We start from the raw sequence: 15,894 nt of genomic DNA on the forward strand, positions 1-15,894 counted from the left end.
GTTGTTCCTCCCTTACTGTCCATTTAACCATTTTTTAATTACTTTTGCAGTTCCTTCTACATGTTCTTTCGTGGCATCATGCACTTGTTCATCTAGCGTTGGCTCTTTCGGTTCTTCTGGTTCTGGTTTTGGCTCTGGTACTATTTTTTCTTCAGGAATTTCCATGATACTTTCATTACTTGCAGCAATTTCCTCTTCTGCTAAGTATTCTTCATATTCCTCTTCTTCTTTCTTTCTCTTACGTCTTGCTAATAAGAACCATACTAGACCACCAATCGCTAATAAACCAGCTGGAATTCCACCAAATAACCACCAGTTTATACCGCTTTCTTCTGGTTCTTTCTTCTTCTCCTCTTTCGGCTGATCAAACTGAACAGTTACAACGTTAACTTGACCGTTTGTAAAGTTCCCATTTGGATCAGCTTGAAGCCCAGCTGCTGTACCGATTGCTTCTTTGAAAGTAGTCATATCCATTTTTCGTTTTACTAACGTATCATTGTCTACCCATACTACAACATTTGTTTTCGTTAATTCTGGATGTTTCTTAATCGTTTCAACCGTTTTATCTATTTCATAGTTTTCAATTTTGTTACCGTTTTTATTATCATAGACGATTTTACCATTTTGATTATTGTTCGTACCGTAATTTGGCACTTCACCGTTCGCTGTAATACCAGCACCTTGTTTTGTCTCTGCTCCTTCTTGCGCAGTAGAGCTTTCTTCTTGCTCTTGTTTACTACGAAGTACACCTTTATCACCATATTTTTCTGACTGGCGTGTAACTTCATCATAGTTTACAGATACTTTCGTATTCACTTTATATTCATTCGGCTTAAACATCGTCATTAATGTTGCGTCAATATCTTGCTTTAATTTGCCTTCAATTTGATGTTGCATCTCTACTTCTTTTTCATAAGAAGAGGAACTAGTAGAATGCGCTTCATCTGCTCCTTTTGAGATAATACCTTTTTTGCTATCAATCACGCTTACTTCTTCTGCTTTCACGCCAGGAACTGCAGCACTAATCATTTGCTGTATACCTGCAACCTGATCTGCCGTTAATAATTGGCCACGCTTCACTCCAACCGTAATCGCAGCTGATCCTTTTGCTTTTTCTTCATCAAAAATTGTCTCTTTTTCAGGTAATGTAATTTGAACATTCGCCGTTTCAACTGTCGCAAAGTTCCTTACGATATCTTGCTCCAATTGCTTTTTCGTACCGACAATTTGCTTCATTTTTTTATCTTGCTCACTTGAACCGAGCGAGCTTTCTAATAAAATTTCCTCACCGCTTTTAGAATTAAACGGTAAGCCCATTCCATTCATTTCTTTTCGAACCCATGGAGCATCATTCTTTTGCACACGAATCGAACCATCGGCCGCTAATTGATAATCGACACCTAACTTCGATAATTCTGCTGTAATCTCTTGCTTATCTGTATCATTTAAATTTTGATATACAACAACATATTTATCTGGCAAGGTGAAGTATAAAAGTGCTCCTGTTACAATCGCTAAAAGCGCAGCACCGATTACTAACTTATGCCACGTTTTTAATGATTGGATAACATTTTTTATCTTTTCCATTTAAACACACCCGTCCACTTTCCTAAATTTGCATATTAATTAGTGACTTATAATTTTCAATAAGATTATCACGTACGAGAGCAGCCGTTTTCATTTGGGACTCTGCCTTCTTCTGCTGAATTAAAACGTCATGCGTTTCTCCTACCCCTTTAGTTAGTAAATCATATACTGCTGTTTGCGCATTGTTTTGCGTTTGATTCATATCTTCCAATAAATCAATAAACTTTTTCCCCTCAACTACAGATGTTTGAGACGTTTTCGGTGCACCAATTGACTGGATTGCTCCAAATGGTTGCGTATTTAGCATTGGTTGGATTTTCATATTACTATATTCCCCCTTATCCTCGGCCGATTTCTAAATCTTTATCAAGCATTTTTTTATTCGCATTTAATACACTTGTATTCGCTTCATACATTTTTTGAGCAACCATTACATTCGTCATTTCAGCAGTCACATCAATATTTGGATAACGTACATATCCTTCTTCATTCGCATGTGGATGTGTTGGGTCATACACTAAGTTTTCAGTTTGATCTGCTTCAATACTTTTTATTTTTACCCCATTAGCAGGAGACCCATCTAACATATTTGCAAAACTATTGTTTGATTCTAGTACTACACTACGACGCTCATATAAATTTGCCCCCGGAGCAGCCGTTGTATTTGCATTTACAATATTGTTCGAAGTAACTTCCATCCACTTTCTCGCTGTCGTTAGTCCTGAGCCACTTGCATTAATTGCCTGAAACATCATTGTCTCTCCTTCTACTTTTAACGTCCACGTGCCGCTTGGTTAATTGCATATTGTGTATTAATCGCGTTAATTGAAATACCGTATAACTGATTTGCTTTCATTAAATCTAGCATTTCTGTCGTTACATCTACACTATTTCCATCTTTATTCGTTTGCATTGACTTCGTTTGAATCTTTGCATATGTATTTTTCGTATTCACTGTCGGTAAGTGCATTTCATTCGTTTGATATAACTCTGGATTGCTCTTTAAGTCTGCAACATTGTTTTTATATAATGCACTACTTTTATTCATTTGCTCAGCAAATGCCACATCTTGTGCTTTATAACCAGGTGTATTCGCATTTGCAATATTACTAGAAACCGTATTTCGTTTCGTCACTAAATAATTCATATAATGGCCTACATCACTCACTAAATCCGGCATATTCCACACCCTTTCTTTTCTAACTTAATGATCCACTGATGGAAGTTTCACTTCATTATTTATTTTCTTATATGTATTTATTAAAATATTAACAATCATGTACCCTTACATATTTTATTCCATTTTTTCATTGTTGTCTTTAGAAAAATACAAAAATATAAAAAAGAATACAAAAAAACTGTATACACGCAATAATCTATGAAACATTTCAATATATGATCTACACACTAAAGTCCATTTTCACATTATTTAGATTACTACTGTTTTTTCATTACAGTCATAAAATGAAACCTCAATCAGCGGAAATCTTTATTTAAACAAAGGAATGGATCCCCTCTTAAAAGGGGAATCCGTTTCTAAACTCTATCACTAAAATTTACCGTAAAATGAATTAGCTTTCATGCGCCCATCATTTGTCATAATCATTTCTTCTAAAATCTTTTGCTTATCTCGAATATGCTGCGCCGCCTTAATAATGAATGGGCTTACTTCTGCTGCAACTTGTGCACGCGTTTCTTCATCCAATGTCATCATCCAACGATTTAACATCTCACTCTTCTCAGCAAACTCTCCATCTGACACTTGTAATTCACCGATTTCATTAAAACAACTGACAAACGTCCGATAAATATCATTGTTCATTTTCAAGTGCTCCGCGGTAACCGTCTATTAAATCTTGTAACACTTTCACAATCGCATCCATGTCTTTTGCTTCACGTGTTACTTTCATTGTTTGAATTTGAATGCTAATCCAATCGTATAAGCCATATAAACTATCATATAAATCTTTCGTAATCTCAGGATTTAATTGAAGTTTTAATTCTTCAAAAATACGTTCTAACTTTTCAAGAAGTGCATCTCCTTCTTGTAGTTTAAAAGCATTTAAAAGTTCTTCTAAATTACGAAACTCTACAATACATCTTTCATAAATAAAAATTGTATTTTTAATTGGATTACTCGTCATAATATCATTTTGCATATAACGTTGCCATGCTTGCATACGATCACTTCCTCAACTATCATTAATCATCACTTTTTTGTTTTGTCATTGCTTTAATTGTTTTTAATTGGCTATCAAGCTCCGCTAACGTACTCTCTAGCTTTTGATACTTCTTCACAATTTCATCTTGTTTTTGCAAGTTTTGCGTCTCAATATCTTTAATCTTTTTATCTAAATCACTTACACGTGAATCAATGTTTTTTACTCGTTCTCCAACTACACCTTTATCACCAAATAACTTATCAAGTGGTTCTTCCATCATTTTTCCTAAACCGTTAGAACTAAAGAAAAATTGCTTCGCTGCATCCGGTTTTTCTTTTAACGCTTTCGTTAATGCTTCATCATTAACTTCCATCGTTCCATCTTGCTTTAATTGAATACCAAATGTGAATAAATAATTACCCTCTTGTGAAAATGTTACAACATTGTTCATCGCTTGACGCACACTTTGCATAACGGCTTGACCTTGGAAAGCTCCACCTTTACCAGCAAAGATATCTACGGTAGAAACAGCTTTATTATAATCTGCAACCATCTTTTTAATAATATTTGATGCATCTGTTACGTTTGAGTCACTTACTGTGAATTTTAGATCTATGCCTTTTGCTTTTGGTTCTGTTGTTGTACCTGCATCTGGTGTTCCTTCTACTTTCGGCTCAGTTACTTTCAATAATTCAATTTTCACACCTGGAAGTGTTTCAATTGTATTGCTCGGACTTGTACCATCAATACCATTAATAGTATATTTCGCATCCAACGCTTCATTAATAGTATTTAATTTCATTTCCGTCGTAGATTCTACTTTCGAATAAAATAATTCTGTAAGTACATTAGGCGGTGTCTTTTCTAATTTAATTTCATTCGTTGCCCCTTCTTTTTTCGAGGTCATGAAAATTTTATTTCCAAGTGTATAAGCTGATACACCATAATCTCCATCATTAATTTTGTTAATTAAATCTTTATATGTCATATCAGTTGTTACTTTTAGTTCTTTATCGCCTAGTTTTACTGTTTCATCTTTAGGAAGCTTTGCATTTATATCTTTAATTTCATTAGAAGCTATTTGATGACGCTGTGCAAGCTGTGTAATTGTCATATTGAAAGTGCCAGCAATCGCACCACCATCAGCTTTTACGTTAATATAACCGTCTTGTGATGTTGTTACCTTTTTCTCATTTCCTTTAAAAGCCGCTAAGTTTTTAAAAGTTTGCGTGAAAGAGCTAAATTCTGATTTTAAACTTGTATATAATAGTTTATCTTGTGAAAGTTGGTTCTTTTCATTAGCATAAGGTGTCTTTCTCATTTCTAACGCTTGCATTTCTAATTCTACAAAGTTAGATGTATCGATCATATTATTTCCGAGGTTCCATATTTGTTGTCTACCACCGATACCCGTTAATGTTCCTGCCATAATTTCTCACTCCTTATAGATTACATGTAGTCTAAAATACTCGTTTTACTCATCGTACTAACTGCTTTAAGCGTTGCCTCATACGTTGCGTTTATATAAGCTAAATCAGAGATGGCAACCGCTAAATCGACATCTTCAATGTCTTTACGGTTTTCTTGAAGTGCTAAGTTTTGCTCGCTTAAAATTGTTTTAAACGTCTCCATTGTATTCATTGTCGAACCAACTTCAGTTGTACGATTAATGATGCCATCTAAATTTTTCTTATTTTCTCCTAATAACGGCTGTAATGCTTTTTGGTCACCTTTTTGCATCGCTTCACTCATCTGTTTTAACGTTTTTATAACAGGGGATAATAGCGCTTCACCGTTACGAAATGCTTTTAATTCATAACCGTCATTTAGTTGCCAGTTCACATCATTTTGTCCACCTTGATACGTACCATCTTCTGTAAATGGTGGTTTCTCTGTACTATCACCACCGAAAATATAACGACCTTGCTCTTTCGTATTTGCTAAATATACAACTTGTTTTAAAATTTGATCAATCTCTGCACCGATGGCTTTCAATTCTTTTTCACCATTTTGCTCACTTAATGCCTGCAACGTTAATTGATCTGCTCTTGTTAAAGATTTAAAAACACCTTGTAAAGTATTTTCAGTTTGTGTTAACACATTTTTCGAATCCGCTAAATCTTTTTGCATTTGTTCAATATTCGCCAATGAATGTTGAATCGCAAATGATTTACTTGCCGCAAGTGGATCTTCACTCATAAAAAGGTTTTTCTTCCCTGAAGTTACTTGATTTCGGTGGTATTGTTGTTGCACATTCAAATCCATTAACTGATTCTTTGCCCAGCTTGCATTTTGAAATGTAGATACTCTCATTTCTATCTCCTCCTTATATATTTCCAATCAATTACTATCACTTATCGAATAATCGAAAATAGACTATCAAACACTTCATTCATCGTAGTAATAGCTTTAGAGTTTGCAACGAAATATTTTTGGAAGGCCATTAAATTAACCATTTCCTCTTCCATATTAACGCCTTCAACACCCATTTTTTCTTGCTGAATCCCCTCTAATAAATCACCATGAATTTTTTGATAAGCATTCACTGCACTTTTATCAGATGCAACACCAACTACGAATTGGTCTAATGCTTGTTTATAAGAAAGACCTTCTTTATAATTTCCATCTGTAATTGCTGCTAGTTTATTTGCTGTTTCAGCTGATATTTTCATTTTCGAAACATCTTTTGCAAATTCAGGGTTTAATTTCATATCTTTCGCTTGATCTCCAACGAAGAACTCTTTCCCCATTACTGTGTTCACTTCATTCTTTACAGAACCCATTAGTTCTTCAAGGTTTTTCTTATAACTAGCAATCTTCGCTTTCGTATCGATCGCTGATTGGATTGCTCCACTAGTTAAAGGAATTTCCGAACCGTAAATTTCAGCAGTCATTGGTTCTTTTTCTTTATTTAATTGAAGTGGATATGTATCTTGTCCATTTACTGTTAAAACACCATTCATTCTAACACTCGCGATATTAGGATTCATAGATTCATAAGACACTTCTATATTTGCATACTTAGACATTTCTGTAATGATACGATCACGTTCATCCAAAAGTTGATTTGGCACTTGTGTACCTGCTTGTCCAATTTTTTTATTCGCTTCCGCTAAGCTGCCAGCAAGACGATTAAATTCATTGACATGCGCTTCAATATCTTCTGTCGTTTGTGCTTCTGCTGTATCTAAGCCTTTCGCTAGACGATTTACTTGACTTGTAAACTTCCCAGTTTCAGAAATTAATGTATCGTAGTAATTTGGTTGTTCTGGATTTTTTGCAACTTCACGAAAGGCATTAAAGAAGCCATCCATTAAACTAGATAATGAATTCTTTCCTGTCGTTCCAACCATAGATTCTACACGTGATAAAGTCGAATTCATGTAATTATAGTAAGAGAGTTGAGATAATTGATCGTTAAACTGTTTCGTCTTCACTTCATCTGTAATACGGTCAACGCCTAACGTTTGTACACCGTAACCTATTTTTTGTTCCGGTGAATAGCCTTGACTTGCTCCAGCCGATCCATAATTCGCCATTTGACGCACATAACCAGGCGTATGAATGTTAGATAAATTTTGTTTCGTCGTTTGTAATCCCATTTGTGCCGCTAACAAACCCGATAGCGGCGTATTATAATCAGATAGTCTCATAATGTTTCACTTCCCCTTTACAATAGTTCGTTCATAAAGATTTGTGAATTATTGTTTCGCTCTAAATTATATTCAGAAACGGAATCCACAATACTTTCTGTAGTTTTTAATAGTACGTTTAAGTAATATTGATTTTTCAAAAGAATCATTTTTACATTCTCTTCTAATTCAGTTACATTTTTTTGTAATCCTTCCATTTTTTCAATTTCTTCATGAGAAAAATACGAAAATAACGCACTTACGCGAAATGATTCCACTCCCTGTTCTTTACAAAACTGAACAACCATTTCTTCAAATGAACTTGATAACTTTTTTAAACCATCAATGTACTGCAATTGCTCTACTTGTAACTTTTGAACTGCATTTACATTTTTATGTTTTAAATTCTCATATATTTGTTCTCCAAGCGCTTGAATGTTTTCATATGCTTTTTGAATAATAACGAGCTTTTCATATAATTGTATGTACATATAGCTTCCTTCCCTTTTACAAGACTAAATTTACAATTAAACCGTGGATTTCTCCAATCTGATTTAACATTTCTAAATGTCCCGTTTTCGTATTAATTAAATTCATAACATCTTCTAACTCATTTAATCCCATTTCCGCCTGTTTCACAATCGTCATTTTCTGTGAATATCCGTAACGCGGATGACGAGACATGACATCTTTATATTGCAATACATTATCTACGTAAAAATTCAAAAATGATTTTACTGTATTTTTGTATTCCATTACATTATCAAGCGTTAATTCCATTTCAATTTTCTCTTTAATTTCTCCAATGTTATCGACAAATGCTTCCATTTGTTCTAGCAATTTATCTTTTTTCGGATCTGCATGCAAATTATCCGAAAATGCAAGTCCTGTCCTGACATTTGCTTCTTTCGGCATTTGAGTAGCAGGCGGTATATGCGATAAAATTGGATTATGCGAGATCGAACGCAGCATATATATCACCTATTTATTTTTTTATTTCTTCCTAAACTTAATCGTAAAATCCAGTTATTTATAATTATACTCTGAACACTAATATTTTGCAGTTATTTTTTATAAAAGATATGTTACAATTTAGCATGAGGTGGCACAAATCTATGAATATTTTTCTTTGTGGTTCAAATCAATTAACAGCATTAGATCAAGAAGAAATAAAAAAATTTTTAACTGACTATGCTCACAAACATAAAATTTACATATTATGTTATAAATCTATCGAAAATGAGATTCTTCGTTTTTTCATCGAAAACGAAAGACTCGCTCAAAATTTATGCCTTTACACGCTACAGCCGTTACAAACATTAACAGATGAATTTCAAGAGGTCGTTGATTACTTAAAAAAACACGGAGCCGAGTATGTCGCTTTTGATCATCCTTCCGACTCCATTTACCGATCAGATTATATGTTTTTTGTAAAACAAATAATTGAAGATACCGATTTAGTTCTCTGTTTTTATAATGGGGACAAGCATACATCTGTCATTCCCGTTGATGTTGCAAAAGATGCAGGAATTGATGCTGTTATTTATGATTTACCTGGTTTACATGAAAAACAGATGAAAAAAAACTTTGAACAAAAAATCCGTATGATGTAAAGGGGGAGGCACAATATCGTTATTGTGCCTATTATAAATATGATAATTGAACAAGATTATGATCATTTTATCGCGAGTTTTAAACAGCAATTCAATATGGATATCGCTTCATATAAACAAGATAGAATGCGTCGTAGAATCGATGCTTTTATTTCGAGAAAAGGCTTTGAGAACTACACTAGTTTTTTAAGCAATTTACGTACCGATCAAAATTTATTTTTAAGTTTTATCGACTATATTACAATTAACGTTTCAGAGTTTTTCAGAAATAAAGAACGTTGGCAAACGTTAGAAACGAAAGCACTACCAAAATTACTTGAACAAAATAACGGGAAATTAAAAGTATGGAGTGCCGCTTGCGCTGCAGGTGAAGAACCATATACGCTCTCTTTAATTTTATCGAAGCATCTAGCTCCATTTCGCTTTGAAATACAAGCAACAGACCTTGATTTTCACATTTTAGAAACCGCAAAACGCGGTCAATATACAGAACGTTCTTTAAAAGAATTACCTATCGATTTGAAAGAGCGTCATTTCACAAAAGAGAATGATATATATTCATTACATCAAAATATTAAACAAAACGTGACGTTCAAGCAACACGACCTGTTAATGCAGTCGTTCGATACAAATTACGATTTAATCATTTGTCGCAACGTAATGATATACTTTACTGAAGAAGCAAGGGTAAAACTTTATGAAAAGTTTAGTCGTGCTTTACGAAAAGGCGGCGTACTATTTGTTGGTAGTACTGAACAAATTTTAACACCTGAACGTTATAATCTTCAGAGATTTGATACATTCTTCTACGAAAAAATATAAAAGAGGTCGTCACAATGTAAAGTGACGACCTTTTTATATAACTCGAATTAAAATAATAGCAACAATCCATACAAAGAGAAAAAGAAATGTCATAGACCATTTATGTTCTTGCATCGTTTGTTTCAGGGCCTGTGATAATTGTGTCATATTCATTTCCGCGAGCGCTCTCCATACACTTACATCCCGCTCTTTAGCCGTGCGATCTGTAACACTAATTAAAATAGTTTCGTTAGACAATTTCGTTATGTAAGCAGTAATAACCGTTACCATTAAATTCATATTTCCTTCTGAAGAATCACTTTCCACTCTAGAAATGAGTGCACTTACATCTAATAACGGAATATGTACCTTTCTACCAAATGATAGTTGTACTTCTGCGAAATCATACGTTCCATCTAACAAAGGAAGCTCTTTTATATGCGCCTGTTTAACAAGCCCTTGTAAACTTCTCATTACTTGTTCAAATACTTTTTCTGTTTGCTTCCCTTCTCCAGATAACGTATGCAACTTTTTAAAGAGTTGCAGTACTGTATCCATCTCTTTAGAAAGCATTTCCTTCATAACCTTTCCATCACCTAAACTCGCAAGTAAAATCCCTATTTCATTATTTTTCGAAATAATCTTAGACTGTCCAGTAAACACTAGATTACTATGCTTTCGTTCTTTCTGGATTTCATGTTCCGAAATAGCTGCAGGCTGTTTTAATGGTTGTAGCGTCTTATCTTCAATTGTCGTACGTTTAATTTCCATTTAAGCGCCTCCACTACTATGAAATACTTAGCCCCATTCTTTATTACTCTTTAAAACTAAAAATAGTACGAATAAACCTGACATGATAGCAAATACATTAGAAGCTTGTATTCCCTGTTCACTTTTTGCTTCTTTCTTCTCTTCTGGCTCTTCTTCTTTTTCTTTCTTTTTAGAAACAACTTGATTGTTATTTTTATTATTTTGAGCCTTCGCTTTATTTACTTCCTTGTTGTCTGTTAGAGGCTCTTTTATAACATAAGTAATTTTTTCTTTCTCTATCAATGGTTCTTTTATAAGATCATTTACTTTCTCTTCTTTTTTCGGAATTTGAACAACTGGCGGTTTTTCTTCCAGAAGCGGGATTTCTACTTTCGAGTCTTCCTGCTTCTCAGTTTCTTTCTTATCTTCTAATTTATCTTCATTCTCTCGTTCTTCTACCTTTTTATCATCTTCTGTTTTTTGCTCCAAAACAGAAACGATATACTCACTTTCCTCAACGAGTTTATTGCCGGCCGCATCCACTATCTCTACAAGTAATTCGTATAAGCCAATTGGCAACGCATCCGTTATTTCAAATACTTTTTGCCAATCCATATCGCGCTTATTGTAATCTAATAAAAATGTAGTCTCTTTATTTTCTTTCCCCTTTAATGTCACGCGGACCTCTTTCACAACCGATTCTTTGTCTGCTGCCTTCACTCGCACACGTATAGAATCGCCTTGTTTCCGTTCAATTAAGTTCTCTGTTGCTTCATCAATAGTAACCTTCTGCAACTTCGGTAACTCTTTATCTATAGTTGGCATTTCATTATTTATATGGATGAGCGGGACTTTCACTTCATTTTCAGTGAGTTCTTCTTTCTCATTTTCTTTATAGCTTTGAATGAGCTGCAGATTCCAATCACCTTGCAAATCAAAAGTTTTGACCTTGTAGTTAGCAATCCATCGCTTCGTTTCCTCTTCATACTTAAACGATAGCATTCTTTCTTGTTCATACTGATCGCCGTTTTTGGGCAAGCGCAAAATACCTTTTATACTTTGAACATTTTGCTCTTTCGGCTCTACAATAACCCGCACTTCTTCGCCAACTTTTAATTCCGACTTATTTACTGTAATAATCCCTTGATCCGTCTCTATCTTTTTTTCGACCTCTTGTTCATTTGCTACTTCTTGTTGTTGCTCTTTACCTTGATTCACTTCCACTTGCTCTGGCCGCTCTTGCACTTCTTTGTTTTCTTCTTGCATATTCACTTCATTTATTTTTTGAGCTGGCTCAATTTGTTCTTCCGCCTGACTTTGCAGAGGGACGAACAGACACATATGTATGAATAACCAGCTCATTAGAAAAAACTTTACGTTTTTCATCTACTAACTCAAACTCCTATTTCAACGACTTATAGCGATTTCGTCACTTTTACTCCGAAAAATCCATCTACATTTACAAGTTCACCATACGCCACTAATACATCATTTACATAAATACGAATCGGTTCATCAATATCCTCATCTAGCACAACTGCTTCATTCTCTTGTAAACTTAAAATATCTTGAATTGTTTTCACTGTGCTTCCAAATACAAATTTAACATTCATTTCTACATTTTGTAAGATGGATGTGTCCATATATACTGGTTCAATTTGTTTTACTTCTTTAAATTCAATAGGTTGTACAACAGGTTCTACAATTTTTTCTTCTTCAATTTCTTCCGTAACAATCTCTTCTTCCTCTTCCACCATTGGATATAGAAGTCTTCTTACCATTTCTTTCGCTTCTGAAATCGGTAAAATTTGATACATTTTCGATTGAAGCAGGTCGCCAATTTCAAGGTTGAACGTAATTTGAACGAGTTCGTCCACTTTCATTGACTCTCCCAAATATTCCATTTCTTCTTTTAAGGTTACAAATTTAACATTTGGCGGTGTCATGTCCATTTTTTCTTGAAACATTTCTGACATCGCCGTTGCAGCATGCCCCATCATTTGGTTCATGATTTCTTTAATACCGCTCAGTTCTAATTCACTAAGCTCTTTCTCTGGATCAACTTCCCCTGTTCCCATCATCATTAAATCTACCATTGTTAAAGCGACATCTTTTGTAAATACGAATACATTCTCATTCTTTAGTCCTTCAACAAAATCAACATTTAAAATAACAAACGGGACTGGTACTCCGTCATAATGACGAACATTGATTGATTCTACATTGGGCGTACTAATTGTAACTGGCTGATTTAAAAGTGTTGACAATACTGTAGAAGCGGAACCAATTGAAATATTTGCAATTTCACCAAGGACATCTTTCTCTTCTTGTGTTAAATGCTCTTTTTCAACTTGTTCTTCTACAATCTCCGTTTCCACTACTTCCGCTGGCTCGTCTTTTTCTTCTACTCCACCAGATAATTGCATTAATTTATTTACCATTCGTTTCGCATGTTCAACTGAAACAATTTGCACAAGTTTAGAGTTTACAAGATTATCTATCTTTAAATCAAACGATACTTTAACAATCGTTTGATTCCCATCAATCTCAGAAATTTTCTCCATTTCTTCTGATAACTTTACAACTTTAATTGTCGGCGGAGACATATCTACTGTATCTTGAAAGAATTCTGACATAGATGTAGCTGCGAACCCCATCATTTGATTCATGGCTTCTTGTACAGCACTTAGCTCTAATTCACCAAGTTCTTTTCCGTCTTCCACTTCACCTGTTCCCATCATCATTAAATCAGCAATGGATAATGCAACATCTTGCTTAAGGACAAGAAGGTTTTCCATATCTAATCCTTTTGTAAAATGAATGTTTAATACAACGTGTGGAACTTCGACGTCGCTTGAATCATATAAATCTACCAATTCTATGCGAGGAGCAGTAATGCTTACTTGCCTATTTAAGATTGTTGATAATACAGTCGAAGCTGAACCAAATGATATATTTGCAATTTCGCCAAGAATATCGCATTCTTGAGGCGTTAAATGCTCATTTTCTTTTTCTAGCACAATTGTGCTCGTATCCCCTTTTGTGTGTTGCTCAGGCATTTTCTCTGCCTCCTCATTTCTGTTTTTCTATCAAACGATATAAACTCTTATTTTATTTTAACAAACTTATTATATAAAACGTTAATATGTATTTATTCCCACTTTTAGATTCGTAACGATTAACCAAAAAGCTCCCCAATTGTATACAAGTGGGGAGCTTTCCTTCATTCCTATTATAAACCTTCTGGGTTTAAAATGAGGACCACTCGTCCATCACCGAGAATTGTCGCACCAGAGAAATAATTAGAACTCTCTGCAAAGAAGTCACCTAATGACTTTAGGACTATTTCTCTTTGACCGATAATTGTGTTTACAATAAGTCCATAGCTGCGATGTGTATTACGAACAATTAACACAGGAACCATTTGACCATCATATGACGCAAACGCCTCATCTACTGTTTTTTCACCAAATACAGTACTTAAATGCTTCACTTCAATAATTTGATTACGGTAATTTAACACATCTTTTCCTTGTAAGGATTGGATGTCTTCTCTCTTAATCCGAATTGCTTCAACAATATTACCAAGAGGGAAAGCATAACGTTTATCATTCGTTTGAACAAGCATAGATTGAATAATGGACAACGTTAATGGCAGTTCAATTCTAAATGTACTACCTTTTCCTTCTTCAGAATCAATAATTAAATGTCCACCTAAACTATGGATCGTATGTTTTACTACATCTAATCCAACGCCACGACCAGAAAGGTCGGATACAACTTCAGCTGTACTAAATCCTGGTTGGAAGATTAAATCAAATACTTCACGGTCCGTTAATTTATTTGCCTCAGATTCTGTTACAACACCATTTTTAATCGCTTTTTCTAATACTTTTCCTTTATGAATACCGTTTCCGTCATCCGTAATTTGAATTACGACATGATTTCCACTATGGAATGCTTCTAATTTAATCGTACCTGTCTCATTTTTACCTGCATCACGACGTTGTTCAACAGTCTCAACACCGTGATCAATTGCATTACGGATTAAATGAACGAGTGGATCACCGATTTCATCAATAACAATTTTATCAACTTCAGTGTCTTCACCTGTAATTTGTAAATCGATTTTTTTCCCTAAATCTTTTGCTAACATACGTACCATACGCGGGAAACGATTGAAGACCGTTTCAATTGGTACCATACGCATGTTTAGTAGTACATTTTGAATATCTTTTGAAATATCGCCTAATCGATTTAAATGCTCAATTAACTCCTTATTTTGAATCCTTTGTGCCAATTCATCAATGCGCCCACGTTCAATTACACTTTCTTCAAACATATTCATTAATCTTTCGATTTTTTCTAATTGAACACGTATGGAACGATTTTCCACTTTACCACTTTTTGTCTTCCCATTACTTTTAGCTGGTGTAGCACTAGCAGGTTGCTTCGATATTTCTTTAGTTGATTCCACCTGCGTAGCCACTTGTATAACTTCTTGTGTAGCCAATTCTTCTGAAACTACTTCTTTTGATGTATGTCCTTGCTTCACTTCTACTTTCTCAATTTCAGAAACATGAAGCACTACTTGTTTTAATTCTTCTTCACTTTGATCAGTATCCATAAATACTGTGAACTCAAAACCGAAAGCATCTGCCTCAATTTCTTCAATACTTGGAACTGTTTTTTGTACATTCCCTACATTTTGCAGTGCCTCAATACACATGATTGCACGTACCGCTTTTAAAATAGCTTGTTGCTCGACAGTTATATGCACTTCATGTGAAACTGCATCATCATCATCATTATTTATAGGTTCTTGCTCAATATATCCAGCAGTATTTTCTACATTGCCATTCAATAATGCTTCTAATTTCTGCTTAGTTGTAACTACATCAATATTGCCCATTCCGCCTTGTTGCACATCTGCAACCATCTTCTCTAGATTATCAATGCACTCAAAAATCACATCAATAATCTCCGCATTTACAACTATATTCCCATGACGAATTTCATCTAAAACGTTTTCCATTTTATGCGTTAAATCCGCCATTTCCGTAAATTCCATACTCGCTGACATACCTTTGAATGTATGGGCTGAGCGGAATATTTCTCCCACAACATCCATATCGGCAGGATTTTGTTCTAAAGTTAGCACATTTTCATTTAGTGATTGTAAATGTTCTTCTGATTCCTCAAAAAATATATTTAATAGATCTGTTTGCATTTTAATCCCCTACCTGTCTAACAAACATTTCATTTATGTATAACAATTTAGTGTTTTAAAACAAGAAAAAAGGGGGCCACACGCATATCCGCTATCAATGTTTAGATTCCTTGTGGCAC

At 34.4% G+C, this 15,894-nt stretch carries 17 protein-coding genes; 2 read left to right on the forward strand and 15 right to left on the reverse strand.

Going from position 1 to position 15,894, the window contains the following annotated elements; translation table 11 throughout:
* Window positions 1-12: 12 nt before the first annotated feature.
* The 11 genes from fliF to QCI44_RS19935 all read right to left on the reverse strand — a co-directional run bounded on the left by fliF (window position 13) and on the right by QCI44_RS19935 (window position 8,353).
* A complete protein-coding gene (gene fliF, locus QCI44_RS19885) occupies window positions 13-1,587 on the reverse strand; it encodes a flagellar basal-body MS-ring/collar protein FliF (RefSeq protein WP_098505919.1) in 1,575 nt (524 codons plus the stop codon).
* A gap of 22 nt (window positions 1,588-1,609) precedes the next feature.
* On the reverse strand, window positions 1,610-1,909 hold the full coding sequence (fliE, locus tag QCI44_RS19890; protein ID WP_000701682.1) for a flagellar hook-basal body complex protein FliE: 300 nt from the start codon (window positions 1,907-1,909) through the stop codon (window positions 1,610-1,612).
* Between the two features lie 16 nt (window positions 1,910-1,925).
* Entirely contained in the window at window positions 1,926-2,339 is a 414-nt protein-coding gene (gene flgC, locus QCI44_RS19895) for a flagellar basal body rod protein FlgC (RefSeq protein WP_098485779.1), read from the reverse strand.
* Between the two features lie 20 nt (window positions 2,340-2,359).
* Window positions 2,360-2,767 (reverse strand): flagellar basal body rod protein FlgB, encoded by a 408-nt coding sequence (flgB, locus tag QCI44_RS19900; protein WP_060630281.1) that lies wholly within the window; start codon window positions 2,765-2,767, stop codon window positions 2,360-2,362.
* Window positions 2,768-3,136: 369 nt separating this feature from the next.
* Window positions 3,137-3,409 carry a hypothetical protein gene (locus QCI44_RS19905; RefSeq protein ID WP_060630280.1) on the reverse strand — a complete coding sequence of 91 codons (273 nt, stop codon included), beginning with the start codon at window positions 3,407-3,409 and terminating at the stop codon, window positions 3,137-3,139.
* Window positions 3,399-3,767 carry a flagellar export chaperone FliS gene (locus QCI44_RS19910; RefSeq protein WP_046958978.1) on the reverse strand — a complete coding sequence of 123 codons (369 nt, stop codon included), beginning with the start codon at window positions 3,765-3,767 and terminating at the stop codon, window positions 3,399-3,401. Before QCI44_RS19910 ends, QCI44_RS19905 begins: the two co-directional genes overlap by 11 nt.
* Window positions 3,768-3,789: 22 nt before the next feature.
* On the reverse strand, window positions 3,790-5,178 hold the full coding sequence (locus QCI44_RS19915) for a flagellar hook-associated protein 2 (protein WP_098485781.1): 1,389 nt from the start codon (window positions 5,176-5,178) through the stop codon (window positions 3,790-3,792).
* A gap of 20 nt (window positions 5,179-5,198) precedes the next feature.
* Window positions 5,199-6,062: a flagellar hook-associated protein 3 gene (locus QCI44_RS19920; protein WP_001266422.1), complete on the reverse strand. Its 864-nt coding sequence runs from the start codon at window positions 6,060-6,062 to the stop codon at window positions 5,199-5,201.
* A gap of 41 nt (window positions 6,063-6,103) precedes the next feature.
* Window positions 6,104-7,402: a flagellar hook-associated protein FlgK gene (gene flgK / locus QCI44_RS19925; RefSeq protein WP_098485782.1), complete on the reverse strand. Its 1,299-nt coding sequence runs from the start codon at window positions 7,400-7,402 to the stop codon at window positions 6,104-6,106.
* A gap of 17 nt (window positions 7,403-7,419) precedes the next feature.
* On the reverse strand, window positions 7,420-7,872 hold the full coding sequence (locus tag QCI44_RS19930) for a hypothetical protein (protein WP_088083535.1): 453 nt from the start codon (window positions 7,870-7,872) through the stop codon (window positions 7,420-7,422).
* A gap of 16 nt (window positions 7,873-7,888) precedes the next feature.
* Window positions 7,889-8,353, reverse strand: coding sequence for a YaaR family protein (locus QCI44_RS19935; protein ID WP_000946323.1), 465 nt, complete (start codon window positions 8,351-8,353; stop codon window positions 7,889-7,891).
* 143 nt (window positions 8,354-8,496) lie between these two features.
* On the opposite strand from QCI44_RS19935, the gene QCI44_RS19940 reads away from it, so the two are divergent.
* Both QCI44_RS19940 and cheR read left to right on the forward strand, forming a co-directional pair.
* Complete coding sequence (locus QCI44_RS19940) at window positions 8,497-8,994, forward strand: hypothetical protein (protein WP_016134064.1); 498 nt, start codon at window positions 8,497-8,499, stop codon at window positions 8,992-8,994.
* Window positions 8,995-9,033: 39 nt separating this feature from the next.
* Window positions 9,034-9,816, forward strand: a complete 783-nt coding sequence (gene cheR, locus QCI44_RS19945) for a protein-glutamate O-methyltransferase CheR (RefSeq protein WP_116349646.1) — start codon at window positions 9,034-9,036, stop codon at window positions 9,814-9,816.
* A 33-nt stretch (window positions 9,817-9,849) separates the two neighbouring features.
* Here the strand turns inward: cheR and QCI44_RS19950 are convergent, their stop codons facing one another.
* The 4 genes from QCI44_RS19950 to QCI44_RS19965 all read right to left on the reverse strand — a co-directional run bounded on the left by QCI44_RS19950 (window position 9,850) and on the right by QCI44_RS19965 (window position 15,775).
* On the reverse strand, window positions 9,850-10,566 hold the full coding sequence (locus tag QCI44_RS19950; RefSeq protein WP_016134062.1) for a hypothetical protein: 717 nt from the start codon (window positions 10,564-10,566) through the stop codon (window positions 9,850-9,852).
* 27 nt (window positions 10,567-10,593) lie between these two features.
* The gene (locus QCI44_RS19955; RefSeq protein WP_353811410.1) at window positions 10,594-11,931 is read right to left on the reverse strand and encodes a transglycosylase; all 1,338 of its coding nucleotides are present in this window, start codon (window positions 11,929-11,931) and stop codon (window positions 10,594-10,596) included.
* Between the two features lie 29 nt (window positions 11,932-11,960).
* Entirely contained in the window at window positions 11,961-13,604 is a 1,644-nt protein-coding gene (locus QCI44_RS19960; protein WP_098405166.1) for a flagellar motor switch protein, read from the reverse strand.
* 173 nt (window positions 13,605-13,777) lie between these two features.
* Window positions 13,778-15,775 (reverse strand): chemotaxis protein CheA, encoded by a 1,998-nt coding sequence (locus tag QCI44_RS19965; RefSeq protein WP_098485784.1) that lies wholly within the window; start codon window positions 15,773-15,775, stop codon window positions 13,778-13,780.
* Window positions 15,776-15,894: the final 119 nt, after the last annotated feature.

The organism is Bacillus cereus group sp. RP37, assembly GCF_040459695.1.
Taxonomy (GTDB): domain Bacteria; phylum Bacillota; class Bacilli; order Bacillales; family Bacillaceae_G; genus Bacillus_A.

Coding starts and splice junctions, on each gene's coding strand:
- fliF (WP_098505919.1), bottom strand. CDS start 1,587: ATGGAAAAGATAAAAAATGTTATCCAATCATTAAAAACGTGGCATAAG.
- fliE (WP_000701682.1), bottom strand. CDS start 1,909: ATGAAAATCCAACCAATGCTAAATACGCAACCATTTGGAGCAATCCAG.
- flgC (WP_098485779.1), bottom strand. CDS start 2,339: ATGTTTCAGGCAATTAATGCAAGTGGCTCAGGACTAACGACAGCGAGA.
- flgB (WP_060630281.1), bottom strand. CDS start 2,767: ATGCCGGATTTAGTGAGTGATGTAGGCCATTATATGAATTATTTAGTG.
- QCI44_RS19905 (WP_060630280.1), bottom strand. CDS start 3,409: ATGAACAATGATATTTATCGGACGTTTGTCAGTTGTTTTAATGAAATC.
- QCI44_RS19910 (WP_046958978.1), bottom strand. CDS start 3,767: ATGCAAGCATGGCAACGTTATATGCAAAATGATATTATGACGAGTAAT.
- QCI44_RS19915 (WP_098485781.1), bottom strand. CDS start 5,178: ATGGCAGGAACATTAACGGGTATCGGTGGTAGACAACAAATATGGAAC.
- QCI44_RS19920 (WP_001266422.1), bottom strand. CDS start 6,062: ATGAGAGTATCTACATTTCAAAATGCAAGCTGGGCAAAGAATCAGTTA.
- flgK (WP_098485782.1), bottom strand. CDS start 7,402: ATGAGACTATCTGATTATAATACGCCGCTATCGGGTTTGTTAGCGGCA.
- QCI44_RS19930 (WP_088083535.1), bottom strand. CDS start 7,872: ATGTACATACAATTATATGAAAAGCTCGTTATTATTCAAAAAGCATAT.
- QCI44_RS19935 (WP_000946323.1), bottom strand. CDS start 8,353: ATGCTGCGTTCGATCTCGCATAATCCAATTTTATCGCATATACCGCCT.
- QCI44_RS19940 (WP_016134064.1), top strand. CDS start 8,497: ATGAATATTTTTCTTTGTGGTTCAAATCAATTAACAGCATTAGATCAA.
- cheR (WP_116349646.1), top strand. CDS start 9,034: ATGATAATTGAACAAGATTATGATCATTTTATCGCGAGTTTTAAACAG.
- QCI44_RS19950 (WP_016134062.1), bottom strand. CDS start 10,566: ATGGAAATTAAACGTACGACAATTGAAGATAAGACGCTACAACCATTA.
- QCI44_RS19955 (WP_353811410.1), bottom strand. CDS start 11,931: ATGAAAAACGTAAAGTTTTTTCTAATGAGCTGGTTATTCATACATATG.
- QCI44_RS19960 (WP_098405166.1), bottom strand. CDS start 13,604: ATGCCTGAGCAACACACAAAAGGGGATACGAGCACAATTGTGCTAGAA.
- QCI44_RS19965 (WP_098485784.1), bottom strand. CDS start 15,775: ATGCAAACAGATCTATTAAATATATTTTTTGAGGAATCAGAAGAACAT.